Here is a 23,951-nt window from a genome sequence, read left to right on the forward strand (position 1 = left end):
TTTTGTAGAAAACATCTTAATCTATAACCATTAGTTTAAGATGTTTAAAACATACAGCTTAAAATATCATTGATATTTGCATTTGAAAAATAATCTGAGATATCAAAGGTCGAAAGTACTTTTTTTACCTCAGACTCTACGTGATTTACACCTATAAGTTTTTGTTCTATATCTGTCACATCTAGCTTGCTAAAGAAATCACCATAGAGCTTAATATTTTTTATTATTCCATGATTTACTTCCATATTACATTCAACAGTTCCAAATGGAAATTTATTTTCATTTATGAAATTATATTTTGGCGAATTACCAAAATTCCATTCCCAAGTGGAATATTTTTCTTCGCGAAGCTTATTTATATTACATAAATCATAGTCATTAAATTCATATAAGGAAGCTGAACTATCTTCTGTAATAACATAGCTCATAATTAAGGCTTCAAAATCCATGATAGATAGAGGCTCCTTTAAGTGTGAACTTATATTGGTTACCCTGCTTATTACGGATTTAATGCTCTTATCTTGAAATTTTAGTGGTTTAGCTTGTAATGCTTTTGATAAATTCGATATATCTGATGAGAAAAGTAGGGTGCCGTGATGGAGAACTCTGTTTTTGTAATTATATTGAGCATTGCCTGAAAATTTTTTACCTTCGATAGTTAGATCGTTTCGACCACTAAATTCTGCATTTACGTTAAGTAACTTTAAAACATTTAGAATTGGCAAGGTGAATTTACTAAAATTATTAAAATTTTCGTCACTGTTATTTTTGATGAAAGTGAAGTTTAAATTGCCTAAATCGTGAAAAACAGTGCCTCCACCAGATAATCTTCTTACTACGGGGATATTATTTGCTTGTATGTATTCCAGGTTGATTTCTGATAGAGTGTTTTGATTTTTCCCGACTATTATGGCTGGCTCATTACGCCACAGCATAAAGCAATCCTCTTTAAATTCCTTTAGTATATATTCTTCTACAGCCATATTAAAATAGGGATTTACATTTGTATTATTTATAATAATCATGAGAGGCCTCCTTGTTATGATTGATTCAAAAATATAAAATAAAATGTATAATAATTGAATTATATCTGAAAAGCTAAAATTATGAAAGATAAAAATTTTAGAGTTAGTATAAAAAACTTTGTATATTATATATCAATTATTGAAAACCTTTAAACAATGTAGTACAATGTAATTAGAATATAACTACGTATAATTATATATTATTCAGGTGATAATATCGAGAGATATCTATTCAGGGATAGCCGAAGAAGAAATATAGAGAATAGTCAGTTTTCTATAGAAACTTTCAGGCAAACATATCGATATTTGATGAAACTCTGGAGAGACCAATTGTGGTCACCGTAGGAGCAATACTTGTAAAGTAGAAACTCTCAGGTAAACATACAGGGATATAATGGCATGATTTTATTATCATGCCATTATATCTCTTTTTTTATATTTTAGATTAATATTACAAGAATGGGAGGGAAAGTATATTGGAAAATTTAAAGAAAACACATTTACACAATACTTACAAACAATATGGTGGTAAACTAGTTGAATTTGGTGGATGGGAAATGCCAATACAGTTTGAAGGGATAATTAGTGAACATGAAGCTGTTAGACGTGATGCTGGACTTTTCGATGTTTCGCATATGGGGGAAGTTGATATAAAAGGTTCAGAGGCTTTCGAATTTGTACAGAATTTAGTTACAAATGATATAGCGGTACTTAAAAATAATCAAATACTATATACTTTTATGTGCTATTCAAATGGAGGAGTAGTTGATGACCTTTTAGTTTATAAATATTCTGAGGAACATTATTACCTTGTAATAAACGCTGGTAATATAGAAAAAGACGTTAAGTGGATGATTGATAATAAGGGAGCATATAATGTAGAAATTATTAATAATTCTGATGAAGTTTCTGAAATTGCTATTCAAGGACCTAAGGCACAAAAGATACTTCAAAAGATAACGGATTTAGATTTAAATGAAATTAAGTTTTTCTATTTTAAAAGAGATGTTTTGGTAGATGGCGTGAAATGTCTTATTTCTAGGACTGGATATACAGGCGAGGATGGATTTGAAATATATACTTCGAATGGACAAATAGAAAAGTTATGGCATAAACTGCTTAACATAGGAGAGGAAGATGGACTTAAGCCTACGGGTCTTGGATGTAGAGATACTTTAAGATTTGAAGCAGCACTACCTCTATATGGCAATGAATTATCACAGGATATTACGCCACTTGAAGCGGGACTTGGATATTTTGTAAAGCTTCAGAAACTCAATTTTATAGGAAAAGAAGCTCTCTTAAAGCAAAAAGAAGAAGGACTAAAAAGGAAATCAGTAGGTTTTGAAATGAAGGAAAGAGGAATTCCAAGACATGGATATGAGGTTACCTCGCAAGGAGAAAAAAATGGAGTGGTAACAACCGGATATTTATCACCTACATTAAAGAAAAATATAGGGCTTGCACTAATAGATGCTAAATATTCTGAGTTGGGTACAGAAATAGAAATTGTAATTAGAAATAAACCAGTAAAAGCAGAAGTAATAAGTAAAAAGTTCTATAAAAAAAATTATAATAAATAAAAATTAGGAGGAATTTAAATGAAAACATTGAGTGAATTATTTTATAGTAAGGACCATGAATGGGTAAAAGTTGAAGGGAATAAGGCATACATTGGAATTTCTGATTATGCACAACATTCTTTAGGTGATATTGTTTTTGTTGAACTACCTGAAATAGATGCTGAAATTACAAGTGGGGATGTTTTTGGGGTAATTGAATCTGTTAAAGCAGCTTCAGACATGTATACTCCAATAAGTGGAAAGGTCTTAGAGATAAATGAGGACCTATTAGATAATCCAGAATTAGTAAATGAAGATTGCTATAAAAGTTGGATGCTTCATATAGAAATTACAAATAAAGAACAGCTAAATGAACTTATGAACGAAGAGCAATATAATGAATATTGCAGTAAGGAGGATTAATATGTTCCCTTATATACCGAATACTTTAGAAGATGAAAAGGTAATGCTAAAAAGTATAGGTGTGGAGTCTATACAGGATTTGTTCTCTGACATACCTAGCGGGCTAAAATTAAATAGGGATCTAAATATAAATTCATCCATGTCAGAACTAGAAGTACAAAAACACATAAAATCTATTTGCAGTAAAAATAAAAGTACAGAGGAGTTAGTTTGCTTTTTAGGAGCTGGAGTTTATGATCATTATATACCTTCTATAATAAAGCATATTGTTTCAAGATCTGAATTTTATACGTCATATACACCTTATCAACCAGAGATAAGCCAAGGTACCCTTCAGGCTATATTTGAATATCAAACACTAATGTGTGATTTAACAGGGCTCGATGTTTCCAATGCATCTATGTATGATGGGGCCTCGGCTTGTGCAGAAGCAGCTTTTATGGCTAGTGAAAGTACAAAAAGAAAATCTATAATTGTATCTAAAACTGTGAATCCAGAAATAAGAAAAGTTCTTGCTACCTACACAAAATCCAAGGGAATAGAATTAATTGAGGTAGACGCGCAGGATGGAGTTACTGATGTTAATAAATTAAAACAGCTTGTAGATGGTAAAACTGCAGGAGTTATAGTTCAAAACCCTAATTTCTTTGGAATAATTGAAGATATGAGTTCGGTAGAAAAGATTGTTCATGATAATAAAGCACTATTAATAATGAGTGTAGATCCTATATCTCTTGCCATATTAAAAACTCCGGGGGAAATTGGGGCAGATATTGTGGTAGGAGAAGGCCAATCGCTTGGAAATGCAATGAATTTTGGAGGACCGTATTTGGGATTTATGGCAACGACTAAAAAGCTTATGCGTAAAATGCCAGGAAGAATTGTAGGACAGACCGTTGACGTAGATGGGAAAAGAGCATTTGTGTTAACACTTCAGGCCAGAGAACAGCATATAAGACGGGAGAAAGCAACTTCAAATATATGTTCAAACCAAGGACTAAATGCATTAATTGCTGCAATTTATCTTACAACTATGGGGAAACAGGGATTAAAAGAGGTAGCAAATCAAAGTATGCAAAAATCACATTATGCTTTTAATGAAATTAGTAAATTGGATAATTATAAGCCAGTATTCGATAAACCTTTCTTTAAGGAGTTTTTGATTAAGGGGTCGCAAAGTGCTAATGTAATTAACGATAAATTATTAGAAAATAATATACTTGGCGGTTATGACATAGGGTTAAATTATCCAGAGCATAAAAATACACTATTAATCTGCGTAACAGAAAAGAGAACAAAATCAGAAATTGATGGACTAGTAACTGTAATGGAGGGGATAAAATGAGTGAATATAATAAATTAATATTTGAAATTTCAAAAGAAGGAAGACAGGGCTATAAATTGCCTATTTGTGATGTAGAGAGTATGGATATTAGTGAAATGATACCTGAAAATCTCTTAAGTAAAAATGAATTATCCCTTCCAGAAGTAAGTGAAGTAGATGTTATAAGGCATTTTACGCTATTGTCTAATAAAAATTATGGAGTAGATACAGGATTTTATCCACTAGGTTCTTGTACCATGAAGTACAATCCTAAAATAAACGAAGATATAGCTAATATTCCGCAATTTACTGGAACTCATCCGTATCAAAACGAGAAAACTATACAAGGATCCTTACAGTTAATGTATGAACTTGGTGAAAAATTAGCTGAAATAAGCGGCATGGATCAGGTTTCGCTTCAACCTGCAGCAGGTGCACATGGAGAGCTTACTGGACTTATGATTATAAAGGCTTTCCATGAAAATAGGGGAGATTTTAAGAGGAAAAAAATTATAGTTCCAGATTCAGCTCATGGAACTAACCCAGCTAGTGCAAGTGTAGCAGGGTTTGATATTGTAGAAATTAAATCCAATGAAAAAGGTAGCGTTGACTTAGATAGCTTAAAATCTGTATTGAATGATGAAATAGCAGGACTAATGCTAACAAATCCAAATACATTAGGGCTCTTTGATGAGAATATTAAAGAAATATCAGATTTAGTGCATGAAGCTGGTGGACTTGTGTATTATGATGGTGCTAATCTAAATGCTATTATGGGCATAGCAAGGCCAGGGGATATGGGCTTTGATGTTGTTCACATGAACCTTCATAAAACATTTTCTACCCCACATGGTGGTGGTGGGCCAGGAAGTGGACCAGTAGGAGTAAAAAAAGAGCTTATACCGTATTTGCCTGTTCCGATAATAGAAAAAAATGAAGATAAGTTTATTATGAGTTATGATAAACCATTATCTATTGGAAAGGTAAAGAGTTTTTATGGGAATTTCGGAGTACTTGTTAGGGCATATACTTATATACTTTCTATGGGTGCTGATGGATTAAAGAAAGCAAGTGAAATGGCAGTGCTCAATGCAAATTATATGAAAAGCAGACTAAAGGACTATTATTATTTGCCAATTACAAAAGTTTGCAAGCATGAATTTGTTTTAGGTGGTTTAGAGGAGGGTGTAAGTGAAGTAACTACATTGGATGTTGCCAAGAGACTTTTAGATTATGGATATCATCCACCTACTATATATTTTCCTACAATTATTGATAATGCAATTATGATAGAACCTACAGAAACTGAAAGCCTTGAAACTATGGATGCTTTTATTGAAGCTATGATAAATATTTCAAAGGAAGCGAAGGAAAATCCACAGTTACTTAAGAGTGCCCCATATAATACTGTTGTTAGAAGACTTGATGAAGTTCGTGCGGCTAGAAATCCAGTTTTAAAATATACTAAAATAACTGAAGATTAACTAATTAGCGACACTTTAAATTAAAGTATTATTAATAAGTTAAACTATAAAATAGTATGTATAAATTATGAAAACAAACTTACAGGAGGGGCAGTGATGGATAAAGATATAGTTATAATTGGCGGAGGTCCTGGGGGTTATGTTGCTGCAATTCGCGCAGCTCAGTTAGGTGCGAAGGTTTGCATAATAGAAAAAGCTGAATTTGGTGGCACATGTTTAAATAGAGGATGCATTCCCACAAAAGCGCTATATAGAAATGCTGAAATTTTAAATACTTTAAAAAATATTAGTGAATTTGGAATAGTGGTGGATGATTATAGTATTAATGTAGAGCAAATTCAAAATAGAAAAGATAGCGTAGTTAACAAGCTCGTGAGTGGGGTAGAACAACTATTAAAAGCTAACAATGTTGAAGTGATTTTAGGGGTAGCATACTTTAAAAATAAGAATACAGTTTCTATTGCACTTAAAAGTGGAGAATTAAGAGAAATAACATCTGAAAATATAATTATAGCAACTGGGTCCACTCCATCAATGCCTAGCATACCGGGCATGAATCTACCAGGAGTCTTTACAAGCGAAAGCATACTTGAATTTAAAGAGGTACCTAATAAATTAGCCATTATAGGTGGTGGCGTTATAGGTATGGAGTTTGCAGGTATATTTAATGCGTTAGGATCTAAGATAACTGTTGTAGAATTTTTACCAAGTATTCTTGCACAAGTAGATACTGATTTAACAAAGAGACTTAGTGTTTCACTTAAAAGAAAAGGTATAGATATTAATATCAGTACAAAGGTAATTAGTATTGAAAAATCTAATGAAGAGCTAATTGTAACTGCGCAGGGGAAAAAGGGAGAAGTTGTGTTTACGGCAGACAATGTACTTATATCTGTTGGTAGAACACCTATGACAGAAGGCCTTAATATAGAGGATTTGGGGATGAATGTTAATAGAAAAGCTATTGTTGTAGATGAAAATTATGAAACTAATATTCCAGGTATTTATGCTATTGGCGATGTGAATGGAATAAGTATGCTTGCTCATGCAGCTACGCATCAAGGCAAAAAAGCGGTGGAGAGAATTATGGGTTACGCCTCTAGCCATTCTCGTGAAGTAATACCAAGTTGCATTTTTGTGTTTCCAGAGATAGCTTGCGTAGGTATAACGGAAAATGAAGCAAAAGAAAAGGAAATAGAATATAAAACTAGTAAGTTTTTATTTGGTGCTAATGGTAAGGCATTAGCACTAGGTGAGGGAGAAGGATTAGTAAAGGTTATAGCATCTATGGATAATCATATTCTTGGGGTTCATATAATGGGACCACATGCATCAGATTTAATTCATGAAGGTGCCATGGCTATAAATAATAACATGAAAGTGGAGAACATCACTAGCATGATACATGCACATCCAACACTATCTGAAGCTTTTGAAGAAGCAGTGCTTGGGTTAACCGGTGAAGCTATTCATGCGGTACCTACTAAAAAGAAATAAAAGAAGATTAGCAGTTTATTTTAACTGCTAATCTTTTTTAAATAAGAAGGTAAGAAGGTAAATAAGAAGGTAAATAAGCGGGGACGGTTAACAATTAATGGTATAATGATAATGAATGGTAGGGAGGAATGAAAATGAGATTATTACTTACAAACGACGATGGGATAAATGCAAAAGGCATCTACGCACTAGCAAAAGAACTTCAAAAATATCATGAAGTAATAATTGTAGCACCAGATAATGAAAGAAGTGCCTGTGGGCATTCTATAACTCTTTCAAGGCCACTTATTGTTAGAGAAGTTTTGCTGGAGGGGTTAAAATCAAAAGCATTTAGTGTAGATGGCACACCAGCTGATTGTGTTAAAATAGCAATAAATGAACTTATTGATGGCGAAATAGATATGGTAGTATCGGGAATTAATAAAGGTTTAAATTTAGGTACAGATGTTTTATATTCTGGTACAGTTTCTGCAGCTATTGAAGCGGCTATTTATAAAATACCCTCTATGGCGGTTTCTGTGGCTGTTAAGGAAAATATTGAAAATTATGAAATGGCAGCAAAATATGCTGGAGAAATATTGCTTAAAGCTAAAGAAAATAACATTAAGAATGATATAGTATTAAACGTAAATATTCCATTACTAAAGGGAAATGAAATAAAAGGAATTAAAGTATGTAAGATTGGAAGTAGATTATATAACAACCGTTATATAAAAACTATTTTAGAAAATAATGAAACTCAGTATCAGATTAAGGGTGAATTAAAAGATATCCATGATGAATACTCAGATACATTATATTTTAAAGAAGGGTATGTTACTGTGACGCCACTTCATTATGATCTAACTAATTTTAAAATATTAAAGGATGTTAGTGAATGGTTTTAATTTAACAAGTGAACCTTAGACTGCTGATAAGTTATCGGCGGTCTTTTATTTTATTTTAAAACAATGGGGGACGGTTAACAACTAATTAGAAGAAAATATAAGATATTTTATAACAACTTGTACATCTTTTTTAATGATTACATTTAATTGGCATTAATTTAATTGTTTTAATGTTAAACATTACCAAAATGTTATATTTATGTGTGCTTGTACATTTATATTAAACACAAATTAATTATTAATCCTAACCTTAAAATTTAAATATCTAAATTATTATTAGGCATAAATACTAATAAAATCTATAAAAATGTTCTCGTATTTTTCTTCTGACTCGATTAAATCTATACCAATAGTACATAATTTTGATACTCTAGCCTGTGTAATATTTCCAAGTGAACTGCAAATATCCCTAGAATTTAAATTGCATAGACTCCTCATTAGAACAACGGTTAATGCTTTCGCTTTTAGAATCTTTCTACTGTATTTTATATGGAAATAAACTTTTGATACATTCATTTTTGCCGCTATGAATTTTATGATATCTTCAGACTTAAAGTTTCTTACAAGTATTTTTCTTTCACTATTATATTCCGTTTTTTCACCAATGAATTCAATTTCTTCCCTGATTGTTTCTTCATTGCAGTTAAAAATAAGGTTAGAGTAATTTTTTATTGAATTTTCAAGCCCAATTCCAAAAAAACTCATGATAAATCCGTAATCAACTATGTTAAAATGATCTCTTCTTTTTCCTATATATATTGCTAAACTGGAAAATGCATATTTTTCAGGACAATCTTTGTATTCCTTTATATCAGTAGGATTATTATGTATATATAATGATAAAGTCTTTAAATACCTTTTATTTTTAACTACTAAGCTCTTAAATCTATCCTTAAAAAGATGACCGTTTCTTTCATGTTTTTTATTGAAATACATTGCATAGGAAAAATTTATTCCGTGCATTACCTTTGAAATATCTGATCCATTGGCATCAATTATTAAATGTGAATGGTTATCCATAAGACAGTACCCGTAAAGCTTGAAGTTATAAAGAAGTTTATATTTTTTTATAAGGGATAAATATTTTTCCTTATCCTCAGAATCTTTGAATAAATCAACCTCGCTGATGCTTTTGCACATAATATGATATATAGATTCTCCACTTTTTATTCTAAACGTTCTTGAGATAAAACAACACCTCTTCTCATAAATTTTTATCTAAATTATTGCCTAACTAGTGGAATAATAATCAATTTTAGAAGAGAATAGTTTAAATAATTGTTAACCGTCCCCAATGTTTCAGAAGAGAAGAAGAGAATAGTTTAAATAATTGTTAACCGTCCCTAATGTTTTCGCAATTGTTTTCATTGACAATTTTTGAAGTGTGGCATATAATGAAACATATGAACAACAATTCATATGTTCATATAAGAGGAGGTAATTAAATGGGAAAAGATATAGAGATTTGCACTTGTTCTACTATACATGAAGATGTGGTGGAAAAAGTAAAAAAATTAATTCCACAAGAAGAAACATTATACGATTTAGCGGAGCTTTTTAAAGTTTTTGGAGATAGTACAAGAATTAAAATTCTTTGTGTGTTATTCGAAAGTGAAATGTGTGTCTGTGATATAGCAGCTCTTCTTAATATGACTCAATCAGCTATTTCACATCAACTGCGTGTCCTTAAAAATGCCAGACTTGTGAAATATAGAAAAGAAGGTAAGGTTGTTTACTACTCCTTGGACGATAAACACGTTAAACAAATTTTTGATCAAGGACTTATACACATAAAGGAAAGTAGATAATATTCTATTATATAAAGGGAAAATCATAAGCTTAAAACACATAAAAATATCAAAGCGGGGTGAAAAAATGGATACTAAAATAAAAACAGAATTCATTTTAAAGGGTTTAGGTTGTGCAAATTGTGCCAATAAAATTGAAGCTCAATGTAAAAAAATAGATGGAGTATTAGATGCAAATGTTAATTTTATTAATAAAAGTTTAGTAATAAAATTGGATGACCAAGAAAATATATTAAGTATTATAGATGAAATAAAAGGGATTGTTAAGAGGTTAGAACCCAATGTTGTGGTTATAGAAAACAATGCAAATAGATCTAAACATGATGGAAATAGCAATAACAATAACCATGAAGAAGAAAAAGAAGAAGATAATAATAAAAATAAAATTATTCGTTTTTCTATAGGGGTAGTATTCTTTATCATAGCAATTATATTTAAATTAGATTACTTAGTGGAATTTGCTTTATTCTTCATAAGTTATTTGTTAATAGGAGGTCCAGTCCTTTTAGTAGCAGGAAAAAATATATTAAGAGGGCGAGTGTTTGATGAAAATTTCTTAATGGCACTAGCCACAGTAGGTGCATTTTCTATTGGTCAATTTGCAGAAGGTGTTGGGGTTATGCTTTTTTATCAAGTAGGAGAATTTTTTCAAGATGTAGCTGTAAACAAATCAAGAAAATCTATAACTGCACTTATGGATATAAGACCAGATTATGCAAATAAGAAAGTAAATGGTGAAATTATAAAAGTAGATCCAGAAGAAGTACTAATTGGAGATGTTATTATAGTAAAGCCAGGAGAAAAAGTACCTCTAGATGGAACAGTTATAGAAGGCAAGTCCCTATTAGATACTGCAGCATTAACTGGTGAATCCGTTCCAAGAGGAGTTAAAACTGGAGATGAAATTTTAGCAGGTTGTATAAATAAAAATGGATTATTAACTATTGAGGTGAATAAGGAATTTGGACAATCAAGTTTGGCGAAAATTCTGGATTTAGTCCAAAATGCAAGTAATAAAAAGGCCCCAACTGAAAACTTTATAACTAAGTTTGCAAGATATTACACGCCTATTGTGGTTATAAGTGCAACTGCTGTTGCAATAATTCCACCCCTTTTAATACCAGAAGCTACATTTTCACAGTGGATATACAGAGCATTGGTATTTTTAGTAGTATCTTGTCCTTGTGCACTAGTAATATCTATTCCACTTGGATTTTTTGGAGGAATAGGTGGTGCTTCTAAAAGTGGGATTTTAGTTAAAGGTGGAAATTACTTGGAAGCATTAAATAGTGTTGAAGTGGTAGTTTTTGATAAGACAGGAACACTAACTAAAGGGGTATTCAAGGTTACAGAAATGCATACAGAGAATGAAATAAGTAGTGAAGAGCTACTAGAGTATGCTGCTTTTACAGAAAGTTATTCAAACCATCCTATTGCAACATCTATATTAAAAGCTTATGGTAAAGATATAAGAAAAGAAGAGATTAGCGATTTTTACGAAATAGCTGGGAAAGGTATTAAAGCTAAAGTGAAAGGTAAATATGTATTAGCAGGTAATTCAAAACTGATGGATAGTGAGAATATCACCTATAATAAAGCTGTTAGCGAAGGAACTGTAATATATGTAGCTATAGACAAGAAATATGCAGGAACTATTATAATTTCTGATGAGATAAAAGAAGACTCAAAAAAAGCTATAAGTAATTTAAAGGCAATGGGAGTTAAAAAAATAGTTATGCTAACTGGTGATAATAAAGATATAGCTCTCAGTATTGGAAGGAGTTTAGGGGTAGATGAAGTTTACTCAGAACTCCTTCCACATGAGAAGGTTGAAAAGTTAGAGAGATTAGACAAACAAAAATCATCTAAAGGCAAGATAGTATTTGTAGGGGATGGAATTAATGATGCACCTGTTCTTGCAAGAGCAGACATAGGAATAGCAATGGGCGGAGTTGGTTCTGATGCTGCAATAGAAGCTGCGGATATAGTAATAATGACTGATGAACCTTCAAAAATAGCAGAAGCTATTAAAATTGCTAAAAAAACTAAAAAAATTGTTATGCAAAACATTGTATTTGCTTTAAGTGTAAAATTAGTGATTTTGGTATTAGCGGTTTTAGGAATCTCAACTATGTGGGAAGCTGTTTTTGGTGATGTTGGAGTTGCGTTAATTGCAGTATTAAATTCTATGAGGGCTATGAAGCTTGAAACCTAAAAATAAACCACCTAAACTAACTAATAGCTAGTTTAGGTGGTTTATTATAAATTAATTGGTTTAACGTTACTTGATTATATAAAATTAAATTTTTTCAATTCTTTATTAGAGTATAATAAATTATAACAATAAGTGATTATATCACTTCTTTTAATTATTCCTATAAAAACATCATTATCATCTGTAACGGGAACAAAGTTTTGACTTTTTGCTAGAAATATCAAATCTTCTATGTCTGCATTAATTAATACTGATTTGTTATTTCTGTGTCTTTCAATATCTTTAATTAAAATATCACTTGTATTGTTAAAACTTAAATTTGGAGTGTTCTTTAGTTTCCATAATAAATCACCTTCAGTTAAAGTACCTACATAAATACCATTTTCATTTATAAGGGGTATAGCTGTATATTTGTGGTATTCCATTCGTTCTAATGCTTGCCTCATTGTAGAACTTGGTGTTTCATAAACAACTTCATTTTTAGGCGTAAGAAAAAAAGCTATGTTCATATTTACCCATCCTTTAAAGATTTTTATTTTTTTGCTGATTATCTAACAATACCATTATAACATATTTTTTACATTTACTTATTAATAATATATTAAATTATGTCAATGCTTATATTTAGAAAAACACCCATGGGCTCCTTTATGTTGGTATTTTCTTTCGTTTAAGGAAATCCAACTTAGTTTCCGTTGTTACGATGGCTATAAATATAGTTAAACATCCTAAAATCATTTTTGATGTAAATATTTCATTAAGCATTATTACAGATAAAATAGATCCAAAAACAGATTCTAAACATAGAATAATGGCAGCATGGGTAGAGGTTGTATATTTTTGTGCTACATTTTGTATGATAAATGCAAGCATAGTACTAAAAATTGCCAAATAACCAATTGCAAAAACTGTATTTGAATTTAATGCTTGTGGCATTGGTTCGAATATCAAAGCAGCTATAATTGAAAAAACTGCTGCGGCACCTAACTGGATTATTACTAGGGATATAGCGTCTACTTTATCAATGAAAAAACCAACAGAAACTATATGAGCTGCGAAAAATACTGCGCATAATAAAGTCAAACTATCTCCAAAGCCTATATGGAGACCACCCTCTAAGGTTAACATTCCTATTCCAAAAAAGCATAGAAAAGCAGATACCAATGAATATGAATCTGGTTTTTTTTTGCTAATTACCCAATAAAGAAAAGGGACAATAACTACATTGGTTCCAGTTAAAAATGCATTTTTACCAGCAGTTGTATATTTCATACCCACAGTTTGGGCGGCGAAGCCTAAAAATAGTAGAAGACCAACCAAAGTTCCAATCTTTAACTCTTTTATAGTAATGCGTTTAATTTTCTTCCTAAAAACTAATAGCATAATTACCACAGAAATACCAAAGCGCATTGCCATAATATAGAAAGGGGAAACACTGTCTAAAGCCCCTTTTACAGCTATAAACCCTCCACCCCACATAAGTGCAACTAGGAGTAAAGACATATCAGCCAGAACACTCTTTTTTTTGTTAATATTTTTCACGCTTAGCACTCCTTTAAAATGTTAGTACCCTATTATTTTCACGGAATCACTATGAACCGGGTATGTTCACTTCATCATTATCATAAACGTTTATAGTGTTTAATGGATAGGGTTCTAGAATTTTTTTAATCATAGAATTATTAATTTTATTTTACCATAAAAACTATTATTATCCTATCGATAAAAAGATAATAAGTTATCATGTTTTCAGAATATAGTGGAGGTCTTATTTAATTGACATTTGTTATTAACATATTTATAATTAAATCAGAGCAAAACACTAAGAATTAATTGATATAGGACACATTATAAGGGGAGAGATAAAAATATGGAAATATATTTAGATAACAGTGCAACAACAAAGCCTTATGATGAGGTTATTAACGCAGTATGTAAAACTATGAAAGATTATTATGGTAATCCATCGGCGACCCATAGTTTAGGGTTTAAGGCAGAACAAAAACTTAGGGAAACAAGAGTAAATATTGCTAAAATTATAAATGCTAGTAGTGAGGAAATAATATTTACATCAGGAGGAAGTGAAAGCAATAATTTTCTCATAAAGGGTTTTTCAAAGGCTACATCTCATATAATTACTACTAAAATAGAACATCCAAGTGTAGGTAATACATTTAAGGCCTTAGAAGAGTTAGGAGTAAGGGTTACTTATATTGATGTAGATGAAAGTGGTAGAATCAATGTAGCAGGGCTTATGGATAGCATAACTAAGGATACTCAAATAGTTAGCATAATGCACGTCAATAACGAAGTGGGGGTTATTCAGGACCTTGAGCTTATAGGAAAATTAATTAAAGAAAAAAGTAGTAGGGCTAAATTTCATGTAGATGCAGTACAGAGTTATGGAAAGCTTACTATTGATGTGAAAAAATTCAATATTGATTTATTGTCTACTAGTGCACATAAAATTCATGGACCTCGCGGAGTTGGCTTTGCATATATAAGGAAAGGACTCATACCTAATAGTTTAATTAACGGTGGAGGCCAAGAAAAAAATTTAAGATCAGGTACGGAAAATCTTGATGGTATTGTAGGATTTGGAGTAGCATCAGAGATTATGCACAAAAATCAGTATGATAATTATAATAGTGTTTTAGAAATTAAGAAGTATTTTATAGAAAAACTTTCTAAGGTAGAAGATGCAATAATTAATAGTGTGCTAGAAGCACATTTCACCCCATATATCCTAAGTGTATCATTTATAGGTGTTAAAGGTGAAGTGCTGCTTCACTCATTAGAAGAAAAAGGAATATATGTGTCTACAGGTTCAGCATGCTCTTCTAAAAGCCATAAAAGTAGTGAAGTACTAAGGTCTCTCGGAAGAAATTTAGAGCAGCAAGGTGGAACTATAAGGTTTAGTTTTAGCGAATACAATAGTAAAGATGAAATAGACTATGTGGTAGTTGAATTAAATAAATCATTAAAATTTTTGAGGAAATTAAACAAAAGATAATTTGTATAAGACAAAAGAGGAGTGGAAAAATATGAGAAAATTGATTTTAGTAAAATATGCCCCTGAAATATTTTTAAAGGGACTTAATAGAGGTAAATTCGAAAAAAAACTTAAAGATAATATAAAAAACGTACTAAAGGACTTAAATTACGAATTTGTTGAGGACACAGGAAGATGGTTTATTTATTCGGAGCAGATGGACATGATTGTAGATAAGGTTAAAAATGTTTTTGGAATAATGGAGGTTTGTATAGTTACAGAAGTTGAAGCAATACTTGAAAGCATCGAAAAACAAGCACTTATAGAACTAAAGGAAAGCTCTGCTAAAACTTTTAAGGTGGAAACTAACAGAGCAAACAAAGACTTTAGACCAAATTCTATGGATATAAATAGAAAAGTAGGATCCTACATATTACAAAACAATGAAGATGTAAGTGTAGATGTACATAATCCACAGTGCACTATAAATGTAGAAATAAGAAATAAGGCATATATTTATGCTAAAAGAATAAAGGCAGTGGGTGGACTTCCTTATGGAATGAATGGTAGTACAATGCTTATGTTATCCGGAGGTATAGATTCACCTGTAGCAGGCTATATGATGGCTAGGCGTGGGGTGGAACTGCATGCAATTTATTATCATAGTCATCCATATACTAGTGAAAGAGCAAAGGATAAGGTAAAACAGCTAACTAATATTTTGAAAGAATACACAGGAAAATTAACACTGTATGTAGTTCCTTTCACTGAAATACAAATGCAAATTATTGAAAAGTGCAGAGAAGATGAATTAACAATAATAATGAGAAGATTTATGATGAGACTTGCGTGTGCACTTGCAGAAAAATATAATATAAATTCAGTATCTACCGGAGAGAGTATAGGGCAAGTAGCTAGCCAAACTATGGAAGGTATTGTGGTGAGCGATGAAGCTTCTGACAGGCCGGTTTTTAGACCGCTAGTAGCTATGGATAAAGTAGATATTATTGAAGTTTCAAGAAAAATAGGAACATATGAAACTTCTATTTTACCGTATGAAGATTGTTGTACGATTTTTGTTCCTAAACACCCAAAAACTAAACCAAGGTTAATAGAGATAGTTAGGTCAGAGGCAGTTTTAGACATTGACGATCTGGTTAAAAAAGCTCTAGAAGGCATAGAAATATATGATTAAATGTATTTGAAATATAAGACTCGTACTGTGTATTAAATTTAGTAAAGTGTAAATAATAATAGAGGGAATATGTTGTAAAATATGATAACTGGTATTCCAAAACTTTATGAAATTATAATATATAGCAAAGAGGTGATTAAAATGGCTAAAAAAGGTGGAGAGAAAAAATCAGGTTCTAAGGATACAAAAGATAAGACTCAAAAAAAGAATCAAAAGGGCAATACTGTAGGTTAACTTACACAGGGTTTTAAAGAATTTATTAACTAAATGAGTAAGATATAAAAATAATAATTATATTTAATAAAATGAGTTAACAAAGTGTTTTATGTTAGCTTATTTTTATTTGCAATTATTCACTAAGATTATATAGAGTCTTTTATAAATATGGGTAATGAAATCTACACTGAAAAACTAATTTAATATAAAACACCCTAATTATTCATCATTGAATGATTAGGGTGTTATTGCTTAGTGAAACTAACTAGATTTTGATTTATTTTTAAAAATATTAAGTTTAATAGTAAAATATTTGTCTAAAAACTTATTCACACCTTTGGTCATACAGAACTTATAAAGCATAATAGTTATATAAGACCATACTATAGCTAAAAACCATCCACCCAAAACATCTGTTGTATAGTGAACACCCAGGTAAACTCTACTAATGCCTACAAGAATTAAATATGTAACTATAAAACCGCTAATTAAATAGGCTGCTTTTTTATTTTTCATTCGTTTAAATATAAAGTAAATAAGTACTATAGCTATAGCGGTAGAGATTGAAGAATGACCGCTAGGAAAACCATATCCATGAGATTCAACCAATCTTATTCCCGTTGGCCTAGGTCTTTTTACTAGATTCTTAAGTACTAAGTTGGTAGCGCCAGTAAAGACAATATTAAATACACAGCAAATAGCTTCTAATTTGTTATTCAGTAAATATAATATACTAAAAACCAATAGGCTTATTAAAATCTGAAACTCAGGGTCTGAAGATTTTGAAATAGCAATAAAAAAATTATCCCATTGCATTTTAATTTAACCATCCTCTCTAAATTACATTAAATAATAACCTGTGTCACTAAATAATACTTCAATAAACAACATTCTAAATTTAAATGAAGTCACAGGATATACTTAATATTATATCAAAAGCAACATTTAATAGATACATATATATTTATTGAGAACAAAAATTTGAAATATAACATAAATCTTACAATTAAATTCATGTTTGAACTTGTTTAAACATTTATATTTATTGAAAAACGATAAATATATATTGATAAATAATTTGTACTGTAGTATTATTGATATTGTAGAAGATATTACTGAGGGAGGAATCATTTAAATGAAATATTATGGAAAAATGTCTTTAGCATCACTATTAAAAATATCTTTAGATATTATGATGATTACGGGTATAGTTATCTGTTTTCTAATGTCAAAACAAACATTAATGGAAAAAGGAGTAGATATGACGGAGGTTAGATTTATTATTACAAATATTTTATTTATACTAGGATCCACTTCTATTATATTAATTTTATTTAACCTTAGAAAAATAGTTAATTCACTAATAAGGGTAACACCTTTTATTAAAGATAATGTACTTTGTTTGAAAAACATATCTTTATTAAGTTTTATAATTGCAATTTGTTATACTTTAAATTTTTTTATTAATGGTCAATATAAAAACTTTAAAATTGCCTATATAGACTCTAGCGGAATACATACTGATATTGAATTTTTAATATTCTTTTTTGTTGGATGTTTTATTTTAATATTATCGGAGGTTTTTAAACAAGCTGTTGAAGTTAAAGAAGAAAATGAATTTACAATATAGTGGTAAAGAACAAGGAGGATTAATATGGCAATTATCGTAAATTTAGATGTTATGATGGCGAAAAGAAAGATATCCCTGTCGGAACTAGCAATCAGAGTTGGAATAACAAATGCAAATTTATCTATATTAAAAACTTGTAAAGCAAAGGCTATTAGATTTAGTACTTTAGAAGCTATTTGTAGAGAACTGAATTGCCAACCAGGAGATATTCTTGAATACAGGGAGGATAATTTAGATTAAAGGAGGGGTTTTGAATGGGAAAGAGTTATGTTCAAGCTATTATAATAAAAGATAATAGAATTCTTATGGCATTTTGTCATAAAGAAAATATAGATCCAATTAATTTATTTATTAGAGGGGTGGTAAATGAAGAGGAAAGTTCTAATAATGCAATAACTCGTGTGATTACAGAGCAAATTAAGATGCCTTTTAAAGTTGTTTTTAAATTTGATAAAGAGTTAAATTCAGATACAGAAACTTATTTAATTAATATAGAAGGTGTTAATGATAATTTTGATTTTTCACCAAAAGAAGTTAAAAAATCAATAGGGGATTTATATATAGAGAGTCTTCAATGGATTTCACTATCTGAAAAAGAGCAATTTCATATAACTAATATAAATTGTTTAAGACGGTTAGTAGAAGAATGTATAGAGCGAGGGTATAGTGATAATTGGTTAAAGGCAGTTGAAAATTTAGTGCTTTCACATCCGAATAAGTATTATAATATACAACTATTAAAGAAAAAACGCATAAGAGAAGTAAAAAACATAGATTCTCAAATTAGTATGAAGGAAAAAATCAATACTATAGGAATTGCGCTTATTTTAGGAATAATTTATGATATACTTTTTACTGGTAAAGCAGCTGGTGTTTCTATTCCTATTTTTTATATTATGTTCATGGGGTTTTTCTTATGGAGTGTTGGGGAAAAGGTTAGGGTTAAAAAAAGTGTAGGATTTATTAGCATTATTCCAGCATTTTTAATAGCAGTAAATTACTGCATTCATTCTAATAGTATTCTAAACTTTTTCAATGGAATTATGTTACTTTTACTTACTATAGTAAGCACAGTGTTAATTAGATATGAGGATATAAAGTGGGATAACTCAAGTTTTATAAAGAAAGTATTAAACAGAGGTAGTAAAGCTATTTTTGAGAATGTTTGCAAGCCATACATGTTTATTAAAGGGAATATAGCGGTAAGAAATAAAAAAGAAATAAGTTCTACAAAGAAAAACATTTTAAGGGGAATACTTATTTCAATACCATTATTAATTATTATTTTAGCCTTATTAACATCATCAGATATGGTATTCAAGAGCTATATAACTAATGTTTCAAGTATATTTGAAAATATAAGTATAGGAGAAAGTATAAGCCATTCGTTAGTTATTATCATAGTTTTTACAATTATTTTTTCATATATATGGAGTTTTAAATATAACTGCGATGAGTATGAAAATAAAAAGATGAGTATGAAGTGGGAACCGGTTACTATGTTAACAATTATTTTTATAATAAATGTAGTATATCTTTTATTTTCAATAGTACAGGTTTCCTACCTTTATGGAGGTGGAAATAACTTTCTTTCACAGGATTTCACATACTCTGAATATGCAAGAAAAGGATTCTTTGAGCTTGTGGCTGTAACAATAATTAATTTTACTATATTGATTAGCAGTATGAAATTCATCAAAAATGATAATAAGACAATAAATAAAATATGCAATGTGTTTTTAACCATCCTTGTAGCATTTACGTTAAATATGTTATTTTCAGCTCATTATAAGATGTCACTATATGAACAAACCTATGGATATACTTATTTAAGAGTTTTTGTTCATATATTTATGCTAATGCTATTCATGTTATTTATAGTGGCTCTAATTGGAATTTGGAATAGAAAAATGCCACTTAATAAAGTTTTAATAGTAATTGTTTTGAGTATGTTTATATTTTTAAACTATATTAATGTAGATAAAATAATTGCTGAAAAGAATATAGATATATATTATAAAACCCAAAAGATTGATGTGCAGTATTTAAGGAATTTATCCTATGATGCTATCGCAGAGATATTAAAGTTAAAAGACGATTCAAACCTTGATGTGGCTAGACAAGTTAATAGTTATTTAGATGACGTGAAGAAAGAGTTAAGAGAAGAGCATTCCTGGTATGAATTTAACTATTCTAAATATAAAGCTAGAAAAATATTGGATCAAAATTAAATACTGAGATTTCTTGATTTTAGCTGTTGGTGCCATTTATACAGGAGTAAGTATGATAAGTTCAAGTAAGGGAATGTATACTAAATATCCAAAAGAGTGGATTATCCTTCATACTATCATGAAAGATAATCCACTCTATTCTTTATTCATAAACTGAATACTTTTTTTCAAGCTTTCTAAAAGCCATTACAATAAATGAAGTAAATATTAAATATATTATTGCTGCAATAAAAAATGGAGTAATTGTAAAATCTCTAGATACAACTTCTCTAGCAGCTCTTAGTAAATCCTGTAAACCGATTGCAGCTACTAAAGCCGTATCTTTTACTAGATTAATTGCCTCATTACATGTGGGAGGTATTATCCGTTTAAAGGCTTGGGGGAGTATTATTCTTGACATAGTTTGTTTATAATTCATACCTAGTGCTTTTGCTGACTCATGTTGGCCTCTCTCTATAGATTCAATACCTGATCTGAAAATCTCAGTGAAATAGGCACCATAATTCAAAGAAAAGGTAAGAGTTGCTGCAGTAAAGGGAGAGAACTTAATACCAATAATAGGTAGCCCAAAATATGTGAAAAACAGTTGAAGAAGTAAGGGTGTTCCTCTAAAAAACCAAGTATAGATGTCTACAATTTTACTGAGTATTTTATAATTAGAGATTTTTATTAGTGCTCCTATTATTCCAAGAGGTATGCAAAAGATTATTGTTGCAAAGTACAATTTAATTGTAAAAAGGCTCCCTTTTAAGATATAAGCTGTTATGTCAATATAATTAGCCAAATATAACACTCCTTAAGAAAATTTTCATAATTACTATTTACTGATTATATCTGTGCCAAACCATTTTTGTGATATATCATTAGAAGTTCCATCACTTAGCATTTCTTCTAATTGCTTATTTATTTCCTGGGTAAGAGTTATATCAGTTTTTCTCATACCAACGCCATAATCTTCTAGTCCTAGATCTTCACTCAAAACTTTATAATCACCAGGTTTTTTACTTACATAGTATCTTCCGACTACCTCGTCAACTACAACTGCATCGATACGGTCAGCGTTTAAATCTAGTAGTGCTTCTGTATTATTTGAATATTTCTTAACTTCTTTTAATGAATCAGTAAGCTCAGAATCGGAAGCAAGAGCAGTTTCACTGCTACTACCCATTTGAAGACCAACTATTTTTTGGTCTAAATCACTTTTTTTAGTAATAGTTGATTTGTCTTTTACTATAATTATTTGTTTGTTTTGAAGGTATACTTCAGAAAAAGCAATTTGTTCTTTTCGCTTTTCAGTTATTGTTAATCCATTCCATATAGCATCAATGTCTTTATTATTAAGACTCAAAATGATTCCGTCCCATTCTACAGGCTTAAATGTTACATTTACACCCATCCGTTTTCCTACTTCTTTTGCCATATCAATGTCAAATCCTACAATTTCACCAGTTTCATCTCTAAATCCCATTGGTGGGAAATTATCATCAAGACCAATTACTAGTTCTTTTTTTTCTTTTACATCATTTAGTGAATTATCAACAGTTGATTTATTTCCACAGGCAGTTAAGATAACAGTAGCAAGTATTGCCAACATTAGTAATTTAAAATTTCTTTTCATTTTTAACACCCCTTAAAATATTTTTTGTACAAGTTATAAGTCCTACGATTACTATTTTACTTCAATACGTTAAATTTGTAAAGTGGTAAAACGAAAATAAATATTTGTATAAAAATTTATTTTGAGTAGAGAATATAAATTATGAAAGGGGTGTTTTTTAAATGAAGAAGAAGCAGAATAAGCTTAGTAATGGACAATTATCTTCAATAGGAATTAAGAGAATGGATAATGACGAAGATATACGTGAAAATCGTGCAAATGATTTGAATATAAAAAATAATGATAGCAGAACTAAAAATAACAAATAAATTTTTTCGTTTAATTACTTGACACTAAAATAACAAAGTGGTATTCTTAAATTGAAAAATTTAATAATCCTTCAGGGTAGGTTAAATTCCTAACCGGCGGTATAGCCCGCGAGCCGAAAGGTAGATCTGGTATAAACTCCAGAGCCGACAGTAAAGTCTGGATGAGAGAAGGAAAATAATGATGATAGATATAGGAGCGTTTTGTTAATAACTATGCATATAGTTGTGCAAGTGCACTTGTGTTTAAATAGTCAATGTATTTAGTGAACATTACCGTAGGTAATGATTTAACTAGATATGTAATTAGCTTATTAAGCCCTGAAAACATTGTTTTCAGGGCTTTTATTAATTTTTATGATTTTATTTTATAAAAGTTATGAATACTAAGAAAAGCAATATTAATTATAGTAGGGGTGATAAATTGGACAATTATTATATGGAAAGAGCAATTGAATTATCTAAAAAAGCAATTGGATTCGTAAATCCCAACCCTCTAGTGGGTGCTGTTATTGTAAAAGATAATAGAATAATTGGGGAAGGTTATCATGAAAATTTTGGTGGATCACATGCAGAAGTAAATGCTTTTAAGAATGCAAAAGAAGACGTAGAAGGTGCAACCATGTATGTAACTTTGGAACCTTGCTCTCACTATGGTAAAACGCCACCTTGTGCAGATGCTATAGTTAAAAATAAGATAGCTAAGGTAGTAGTTGGAATGATAGATCCTAATCCTCAGGTTTCAGGGCGTGGAATAGAAATTCTTAGAAGTAATGGAATAGATGTGACTGTAGGCATAATGGACAAAGAAATAAAAAAAACAAATGAAATATTTATAAAATACATAACAAAACAACAACCCTTTTGCATTATGAAGACTGCAATGACAATAGACGGTAAAATATCAACATATACTGGTGATTCAAAGTGGATAAGTAATGAAAAATCTAGATCATATGTGCATGAATTAAGACAAAAGGTAACTGGAATTATGGTGGGAATTGGGACAGTGCTGGCGGATGACCCTGAACTTACAACAAGAAGACAAGATAAAATAAGCAAAAATCCTATAAGAATAATTATAGACAGTAAAGCCAAAATTCCTTTAGAATCAAAAGTATTAAAATGTGATGATAAAACAAAAACTATTATTGTTACAACAGAATTTGCTAAGGACAGTAAAATTGAAGCTATTAAACAAAAGGGCGTAGAAGTTATTGTAACAAAAAGTAAAAATGGCTGGGTGAATTTAAAGGACTTAATGGGTTTACTTGGTGATATGGGAATAGATAGTATTCTTTTAGAGGGAGGTAGTACATTAAATTATTCTGCTCTACAAGAAGGCATAGTGGATAAAATTATTACTTTTATTTCTCCTAAGATATTCGGTGGCACTGCAGGTAAAACCCCAGTAGGAGGAAAGGGGATAGAACATGTGAGTGATTGTATTAAACTTAGGGATACTGAAATAACTAGATTTGACGAAGATATTATGATAGAGGCTTACGTTACCAACGTTTAGAATTTTGAATAAATCAA

Annotated in this window: 22 protein-coding genes and 2 riboswitches; of the genes, 15 read left to right on the forward strand and 7 right to left on the reverse strand. The window is 30.3% G+C overall.

What is annotated here, in order from left to right:
- Positions 1 to 44 precede the first annotated feature (44 nt).
- On the reverse strand, positions 45 to 1,025 hold the full coding sequence (locus JJD95_RS04530; RefSeq protein ID WP_291640801.1) for a lipoate--protein ligase: 981 nt from the start codon (positions 1,023 to 1,025) through the stop codon (positions 45 to 47).
- 307 nt (positions 1,026 to 1,332) lie between these two features.
- A riboswitch (glycine riboswitch) is annotated at positions 1,333 to 1,422 on the forward strand.
- 79 nt (positions 1,423 to 1,501) lie between these two features.
- Here JJD95_RS04530 and gcvT point away from each other — a divergent pair.
- The 6 genes from gcvT (at position 1,502) to surE (ending at position 8,202) form a co-directional block, all read left to right on the forward strand.
- Positions 1,502 to 2,608, forward strand: a complete 1,107-nt coding sequence (gene gcvT / locus JJD95_RS04535; protein WP_291640803.1) for a glycine cleavage system aminomethyltransferase GcvT — start codon at positions 1,502 to 1,504, stop codon at positions 2,606 to 2,608.
- Positions 2,609 to 2,626: 18 nt separating this feature from the next.
- Positions 2,627 to 3,010 (forward strand): glycine cleavage system protein GcvH, encoded by a 384-nt coding sequence (gcvH, locus tag JJD95_RS04540; RefSeq protein WP_291640805.1) that lies wholly within the window; start codon positions 2,627 to 2,629, stop codon positions 3,008 to 3,010.
- Position 3,011: 1 nt separating this feature from the next.
- Positions 3,012 to 4,355 (forward strand): aminomethyl-transferring glycine dehydrogenase subunit GcvPA, encoded by a 1,344-nt coding sequence (gene gcvPA / locus JJD95_RS04545; protein WP_291640808.1) that lies wholly within the window; start codon positions 3,012 to 3,014, stop codon positions 4,353 to 4,355.
- The gene (gene gcvPB, locus JJD95_RS04550; RefSeq protein ID WP_291640810.1) at positions 4,352 to 5,818 is read left to right on the forward strand and encodes an aminomethyl-transferring glycine dehydrogenase subunit GcvPB; all 1,467 of its coding nucleotides are present in this window, start codon (positions 4,352 to 4,354) and stop codon (positions 5,816 to 5,818) included. The genes gcvPA and gcvPB overlap by 4 nt, the downstream gene beginning before the upstream one ends.
- 96 nt (positions 5,819 to 5,914) lie before the next feature.
- Positions 5,915 to 7,315: a dihydrolipoyl dehydrogenase gene (gene lpdA, locus JJD95_RS04555; RefSeq protein WP_291640812.1), complete on the forward strand. Its 1,401-nt coding sequence runs from the start codon at positions 5,915 to 5,917 to the stop codon at positions 7,313 to 7,315.
- A 134-nt stretch (positions 7,316 to 7,449) separates the two neighbouring features.
- On the forward strand, positions 7,450 to 8,202 hold the full coding sequence (gene surE, locus JJD95_RS04560) for a 5'/3'-nucleotidase SurE (protein WP_291640814.1): 753 nt from the start codon (positions 7,450 to 7,452) through the stop codon (positions 8,200 to 8,202).
- Positions 8,203 to 8,478: 276 nt separating this feature from the next.
- Here surE and JJD95_RS04565 read toward each other — a convergent pair whose 3' ends face one another.
- On the reverse strand, positions 8,479 to 9,420 hold the full coding sequence (locus JJD95_RS04565) for a transposase (RefSeq protein WP_367114777.1): 942 nt from the start codon (positions 9,418 to 9,420) through the stop codon (positions 8,479 to 8,481).
- 227 nt (positions 9,421 to 9,647) lie between these two features.
- On the opposite strand from JJD95_RS04565, the gene JJD95_RS04570 reads away from it, so the two are divergent.
- Both JJD95_RS04570 and JJD95_RS04575 read left to right on the forward strand, forming a co-directional pair.
- Positions 9,648 to 10,010, forward strand: a complete 363-nt coding sequence (locus JJD95_RS04570) for a metalloregulator ArsR/SmtB family transcription factor (RefSeq protein WP_291640818.1) — start codon at positions 9,648 to 9,650, stop codon at positions 10,008 to 10,010.
- A 1-nt stretch (position 10,011) separates the two neighbouring features.
- Positions 10,012 to 12,225 (forward strand): heavy metal translocating P-type ATPase, encoded by a 2,214-nt coding sequence (locus JJD95_RS04575; RefSeq protein WP_367114778.1) that lies wholly within the window; start codon positions 10,012 to 10,014, stop codon positions 12,223 to 12,225.
- Between the two features lie 74 nt (positions 12,226 to 12,299).
- Here JJD95_RS04575 and JJD95_RS04580 read toward each other — a convergent pair whose 3' ends face one another.
- Together JJD95_RS04580 and JJD95_RS04585 are read right to left on the reverse strand one after the other, a co-directional pair.
- Positions 12,300 to 12,734, reverse strand: coding sequence for a CBS domain-containing protein (locus JJD95_RS04580; RefSeq protein WP_291640820.1), 435 nt, complete (start codon positions 12,732 to 12,734; stop codon positions 12,300 to 12,302).
- Between the two features lie 139 nt (positions 12,735 to 12,873).
- Positions 12,874 to 13,767, reverse strand: a complete 894-nt coding sequence (locus tag JJD95_RS04585) for a DMT family transporter (protein ID WP_291640821.1) — start codon at positions 13,765 to 13,767, stop codon at positions 12,874 to 12,876.
- 328 nt (positions 13,768 to 14,095) lie between these two features.
- Between JJD95_RS04585 and JJD95_RS04590 the strand changes: the two genes are divergently transcribed.
- Both JJD95_RS04590 and thiI read left to right on the forward strand, forming a co-directional pair.
- Positions 14,096 to 15,238 carry a cysteine desulfurase family protein gene (locus JJD95_RS04590; protein WP_291640823.1) on the forward strand — a complete coding sequence of 381 codons (1,143 nt, stop codon included), beginning with the start codon at positions 14,096 to 14,098 and terminating at the stop codon, positions 15,236 to 15,238.
- Positions 15,239 to 15,269: 31 nt separating this feature from the next.
- A complete protein-coding gene (thiI, locus tag JJD95_RS04595) occupies positions 15,270 to 16,412 on the forward strand; it encodes a tRNA uracil 4-sulfurtransferase ThiI (RefSeq protein ID WP_291640825.1) in 1,143 nt (380 codons plus the stop codon).
- A 477-nt stretch (positions 16,413 to 16,889) separates the two neighbouring features.
- Here thiI and JJD95_RS04600 read toward each other — a convergent pair whose 3' ends face one another.
- Positions 16,890 to 17,444, reverse strand: coding sequence for a phosphatase PAP2 family protein (locus tag JJD95_RS04600; protein WP_291640827.1), 555 nt, complete (start codon positions 17,442 to 17,444; stop codon positions 16,890 to 16,892).
- A 319-nt stretch (positions 17,445 to 17,763) separates the two neighbouring features.
- Here JJD95_RS04600 and JJD95_RS04605 point away from each other — a divergent pair, with 319 nt between their 5' ends.
- Genes JJD95_RS04605 through JJD95_RS04615 form a run of 3 tightly spaced genes read left to right on the forward strand, consistent with a single transcriptional unit; the run spans position 17,764 to position 20,489 of the window.
- Positions 17,764 to 18,258, forward strand: coding sequence for a DUF2975 domain-containing protein (locus tag JJD95_RS04605; RefSeq protein ID WP_291640829.1), 495 nt, complete (start codon positions 17,764 to 17,766; stop codon positions 18,256 to 18,258).
- 24 nt (positions 18,259 to 18,282) lie between these two features.
- Positions 18,283 to 18,498 (forward strand): helix-turn-helix transcriptional regulator, encoded by a 216-nt coding sequence (locus JJD95_RS04610; protein WP_291640830.1) that lies wholly within the window; start codon positions 18,283 to 18,285, stop codon positions 18,496 to 18,498.
- 14 nt (positions 18,499 to 18,512) lie between these two features.
- Positions 18,513 to 20,489 (forward strand): DUF4173 domain-containing protein, encoded by a 1,977-nt coding sequence (locus JJD95_RS04615; protein ID WP_291640832.1) that lies wholly within the window; start codon positions 18,513 to 18,515, stop codon positions 20,487 to 20,489.
- A gap of 142 nt (positions 20,490 to 20,631) precedes the next feature.
- Here the strand turns inward: JJD95_RS04615 and JJD95_RS04620 are convergent, their stop codons facing one another.
- Together JJD95_RS04620 and JJD95_RS04625 are read right to left on the reverse strand one after the other, a co-directional pair.
- A complete protein-coding gene (locus tag JJD95_RS04620; RefSeq protein ID WP_291640834.1) occupies positions 20,632 to 21,273 on the reverse strand; it encodes an amino acid ABC transporter permease in 642 nt (213 codons plus the stop codon).
- 33 nt (positions 21,274 to 21,306) lie between these two features.
- Positions 21,307 to 22,107 carry an amino acid ABC transporter substrate-binding protein gene (locus JJD95_RS04625; protein ID WP_291640837.1) on the reverse strand — a complete coding sequence of 267 codons (801 nt, stop codon included), beginning with the start codon at positions 22,105 to 22,107 and terminating at the stop codon, positions 21,307 to 21,309.
- Between the two features lie 161 nt (positions 22,108 to 22,268).
- On the opposite strand from JJD95_RS04625, the gene JJD95_RS04630 reads away from it, so the two are divergent.
- Positions 22,269 to 22,415 (forward strand): hypothetical protein, encoded by a 147-nt coding sequence (locus JJD95_RS04630; RefSeq protein WP_291640839.1) that lies wholly within the window; start codon positions 22,269 to 22,271, stop codon positions 22,413 to 22,415.
- 63 nt (positions 22,416 to 22,478) lie between these two features.
- Positions 22,479 to 22,592, forward strand: a riboswitch (FMN riboswitch).
- Positions 22,593 to 22,836: 244 nt separating this feature from the next.
- The gene (ribD, locus tag JJD95_RS04635) at positions 22,837 to 23,934 is read left to right on the forward strand and encodes a bifunctional diaminohydroxyphosphoribosylaminopyrimidine deaminase/5-amino-6-(5-phosphoribosylamino)uracil reductase RibD (protein ID WP_291640841.1); all 1,098 of its coding nucleotides are present in this window, start codon (positions 22,837 to 22,839) and stop codon (positions 23,932 to 23,934) included.
- Positions 23,935 to 23,951 lie beyond the last annotated feature (17 nt).

This window comes from Clostridium sp., assembly GCF_016650035.1.
Taxonomy (GTDB): Bacteria; Bacillota; Clostridia; order Clostridiales; family Clostridiaceae; genus Clostridium_AD.